Origin of the sequence: Micromonospora sp. NPDC049799, from assembly GCF_040656655.1 — a bacterium.
GTDB lineage: Bacteria > Actinomycetota > Actinomycetes > Mycobacteriales > Micromonosporaceae > Micromonospora.
Map to the genome: position 1 here is coordinate 1 of NZ_JBFAMU010000451.1, position 4,018 is coordinate 4,018.

General features: G+C 73.1%; 2 protein-coding genes. Both read left to right on the plus strand.

What is annotated here, in order from left to right; translation table 11 throughout:
- Positions 1-264 precede the first annotated feature (264 nt).
- Entirely contained in the window at positions 265-2,400 is a 2,136-nt protein-coding gene (ligA, locus tag AB0I76_RS24245; RefSeq protein ID WP_357039635.1) for an NAD-dependent DNA ligase LigA, read from the plus strand.
- 148 nt (positions 2,401-2,548) lie between these two features.
- Positions 2,549-4,018 (plus strand): GGDEF domain-containing protein (locus AB0I76_RS24250; RefSeq protein WP_357039638.1); only part of this gene is annotated, 1,470 nt, incomplete at its 3' end.

Sequence of the window (4,018 nt, forward strand, 5' to 3'; positions counted from 1 at the left end):
CGCCGGGGCGGCCGGCGGCCGGCCGAGCGACGCCGCCAGTCGTTCCACGCCCAGCCGGCGGCCACCGCCAGCACCACCGCCACCGCCCAGAGCAGCCATTCGGGCATCGGTACCTCCGTCGCGTCGGGCGGCGACCCCGGCCGCCGTCGGGCGATCCTCGCACGTCAACGGCCGGTTCGCCGCTCGGGCGTGGCGGGTGACCGGCGAAGTGTCCCACCGGACCGATACGGTGCCGGGTAGCGAAGAAACGGGAGGTCCCAAGCGGTGTCCGAGGAAGTTGTCGGCCAGCAGGTCAGCGCGGCACAGGAGGCGGCGGCGGGCACCGAGCCGACCCCGGAGGCCCGGGAGCGGCACGCCGTGCTCAGCCAGGAGCTGACCGAGCACCAGTACCGCTACTACGTCCTCGACGCGCCGACCGTCTCCGACGCCGAGTTCGACAGGCAGTTGCGCGAGCTGGAGGCGCTGGAGGCGGAGTTCCCGGCGCTGCGTACGCCCGGCTCACCGACCCAGCGGGTCGGCGGGAGCTTCTCCACCGACTTCACGCCGGTCGCCCACGCCGAGCGGATGATGTCGCTCGACAACGCGTTCGCCGACGAGGAGCTGGCCGCGTGGGCCGAGCGGGTCGAGCGGGACGCCGGCGGTCCGGTGCCCTACCTCTGTGAGCTGAAGGTCGACGGCCTCGCGATCAACCTGACCTATGAGAAGGGGCGGCTGGTGCGCGCGGCGACCCGGGGTGACGGCCGCACCGGTGAGGACGTGACCGCCAACGTCCGCAGCATCCGCGACGTGCCGGGGGAGCTCACCCCGTCGACCGAGTTCCCCGACGTGCCGGAGTTCATCGAGGTGCGCGGCGAGATCTACTTCCCGGTCGCGGCGTTCGCCGACCTCAACGCCGGCCTGGTCGAGCAGGGCAAGGCGCCGTTCGCCAACCCGCGCAACGCCGCTGCCGGCAGTCTGCGGCAGAAGGACCCCCGGATTACCGCGTCCCGGCCGCTGCGCCTGGTCGTGCACGGCATCGGCGCCCGTCGCGGCTTCCGGCCGAGCGCCCAGTCCGAGTCGTACGCGGCGTTGAAGGCGTGGGGGCTGCCCACCAGCGACCGGTGGCGGGTGGTGCCCGACCTGGCCGGTGTCGCCGACTACATCGCCTACTACGGCACCCACCGGCACGACGTGGAGCACGAGATCGACGGGGTCGTGGTGAAGGTCGACCCGGTCTCCATCCAGGGCCGCCTCGGGTCGACCAGCCGGGCGCCACGCTGGGCGATCGCCTTCAAGTACCCGCCGGAGGAGGTCAACACCAAGCTGCTCGACATCGACGTCAACGTCGGGCGCACCGGTCGGGTCACCCCGTTCGCGGTCCTGGAGCCGGTCCGGGTGGCCGGGTCGACGGTCGCCCTGGCCACCCTGCACAACGCGCAGGAGGTGGCACGCAAGGGCGTGCTGATCGGTGACACGGTGGTGATCCGCAAGGCCGGCGACGTGATCCCCGAGGTGCTCGGGCCGGTGGTCGAGCTGCGCCCGGCCGACGCGCGCCCCTTCGTCATGCCGACCACCTGCCCGGCCTGCGGCACGCCGCTCGCGCCGGCCAAGGAGGGCGACGTCGACATCCGCTGCCCCAACGCCCGCAGCTGCCCGGCGCAGCTGCGTGAGCGGGTCTTCCACCTCGCCGGCCGGGGCGCGTTCGACATCGAGGTGCTCGGTTACAAGGGTGCCGCCGCCCTGCTCGACGCGGAGGTCATCCAGGACGAGGGGGACCTGTTCACCCTGGACGCCGAGCAGCTGTCCCGCTCGCCGTTCTTCGTCAACAAGGACGGCAGCCTCGGCAGCAACGCGGTCAAGCTGCTGGACAACCTCGCCGTGGCCAAGGAGCGCGACCTGTGGCGGGTGCTCGTCGCGCTCTCCATCCGGCACGTGGGCCCCACCGCCGCGCAGGCGCTGGCCCGGCACTTCCGCTCCGTCGACGCGATCGACCGGGCGAGCGAGGAGGAGCTGTCCTCCGTGGACGGTGTTGGCCCGACGATCGCGGCGAGCATTCGCGAGTGGTTCGCCGTCGACTGGCACCGCGAGGTCGTCCGCAAGTGGGCCGACGCGGGCGTACGCATGTCGGAGGAGGTGGTCGACGAGGGCCCGCGCCCCCTGGAGGGGGTGACCGTGGTGGTGACCGGGACGCTCGCCGGTTTCTCCCGCGACCAGGCCGCCGAGGCGATCCAGAGCCGGGGCGGCAAGGTGAGCGGGTCGGTCTCCAAGAAGACCGGCTTCGTGGTGATCGGCGACAACCCCGGCTCCAAGGCCGACAAGGCGGCCGGCCTCAAGGTGCCGATGCTCGACGAGGACGGGTTCCGTGTGCTGCTCGATGCCGGCCCGGACGCCGCCCGCGAGGTCGCCCGCGTCGAGGGCTGATCACCCGCAGGGATCTTGCGCGCGTATACCAACTTAATTACGACTACGACCGATTCGTGACTGTCATACCGGGAAACTCGACGTCGAGGGCGTTTCATAGGGGCACGGTGTGTGCGGGACACTCCGGTCGTCGTCTGCGGAGGTGTGAATGGAGACCGCCGATCCGCGCAACTCCGTTCCACCGGAGGTGACGGCGCGGTTCTCCGCCTTTGTGGCGGCGGTCCTCGGGGTGGCCGTTCTCGTCTCGGCCGATCCGCTGCTGACGCTGCCCGGTCGGCTCGACGAGCTGCCCGCCGCCTTCTGGACCATGGCGGTGCTGGCGGTTGCCTGCGACGCCCGCCCGTTCGTCCCGCCCGGCCGGCGGCAGTCCTCGGCGGTCTTCCCCTCCACCTGCTTCACCTTCGCGATCCTGTTGGGCTGGGGCCTGGGTCCGGCGGTCGCCGTCCAGGCGGTGGCGGTGGTGGTGTCGGGCTGGCGCATGGGTTACGCCCCCTGGCGGACCGCCTTCAACGCCGGCCAGTACGCCTGTGCGCTCGGCGCCGCGTACGCGGTCACGCTGCTCGGGGCGGGCAGCGTCTTCGACGGCGGGCGATTGCGCTGGACGGACGTGGCCGTCGTGGGTGCCGCCACGCTGGCCTGGTTCCTCGTCAACTACGGGCTGGTGAGCGCCGCCGTCCGGTTGCGGTTCGGTGACCGCTGGTGGCCCGGCCTGCGGCAGGGGCTCGGGTTCGAGCTGCTCTCCACCGGCTCGCTGCTCCTGCTCGCCCCGGTGCTGGTCACCGCGGCCCGGGCCAGCGCGGCGCTGATCCCGCTGGTGCTGGTGCCGCTGTTCGCCGTCTACCGGATGGCCCGGCTCAGCGTCGAGCAGCAGCAACTCGCCTCCCTCGACCCGCTCACCGGCCTGCCCAACCGCAAGGCCCTGCTGGCGGAGGTCGGGGAGCAGGTCCACCTGCACGCCGAACGCGCCGCCCGGGGCGAGCCGGACTCCCGGCTGGCCCTGCTCCTGCTCGACCTGGACCGGTTCAAACACGTCAACGACGCCCTCGGCCACGCGGTGGGGGACCGGCTGCTGGTCGAGGTGAGCGCGCGGCTGACCGAGGCCGTCGGCGGGGACATGGTGGCCCGGCTGGGCGGGGACGAGTTCGCCATCGTGATGCCCCGGCTCACCGACGCGGGGGAGGCGCGGGACCTAGCCGACCGGGTGGTCGCCGCGCTGGCCGAGCCGGTCCCGCTGGACGGGCTGCCGCTGGACGTCGGCGGCTCGATCGGTGTGGCGCTCTTCCCCGACCACGGTGAGGACTTCGCCACCCTGATGCGCCACGCCGACGTGGCGATGTACGACGCGAAGCACCGCAACGACACGGTGGCCGTGTACGCGGCCGAGTCCGACCACAACTCCGCCGAGCGGCTCGGCCTGCTGGCCGACCTGCGCCGGGTCCTGGAGTCCGGCCCCTCCACCGTCGGGCCCGCTCCCGGAGGCGCCGAGACGGCGTCAGACGTGGCGGGGTTCACCGCCGGATCGGTGCTGCCGGGGGGCGGGCCGGGCGAAGTGCGTGGCTCGGACGGGGCGGAACTGCCGGCCGCCGCGGTGGACAGCCGCACCGGCGGGGCCGGCCGG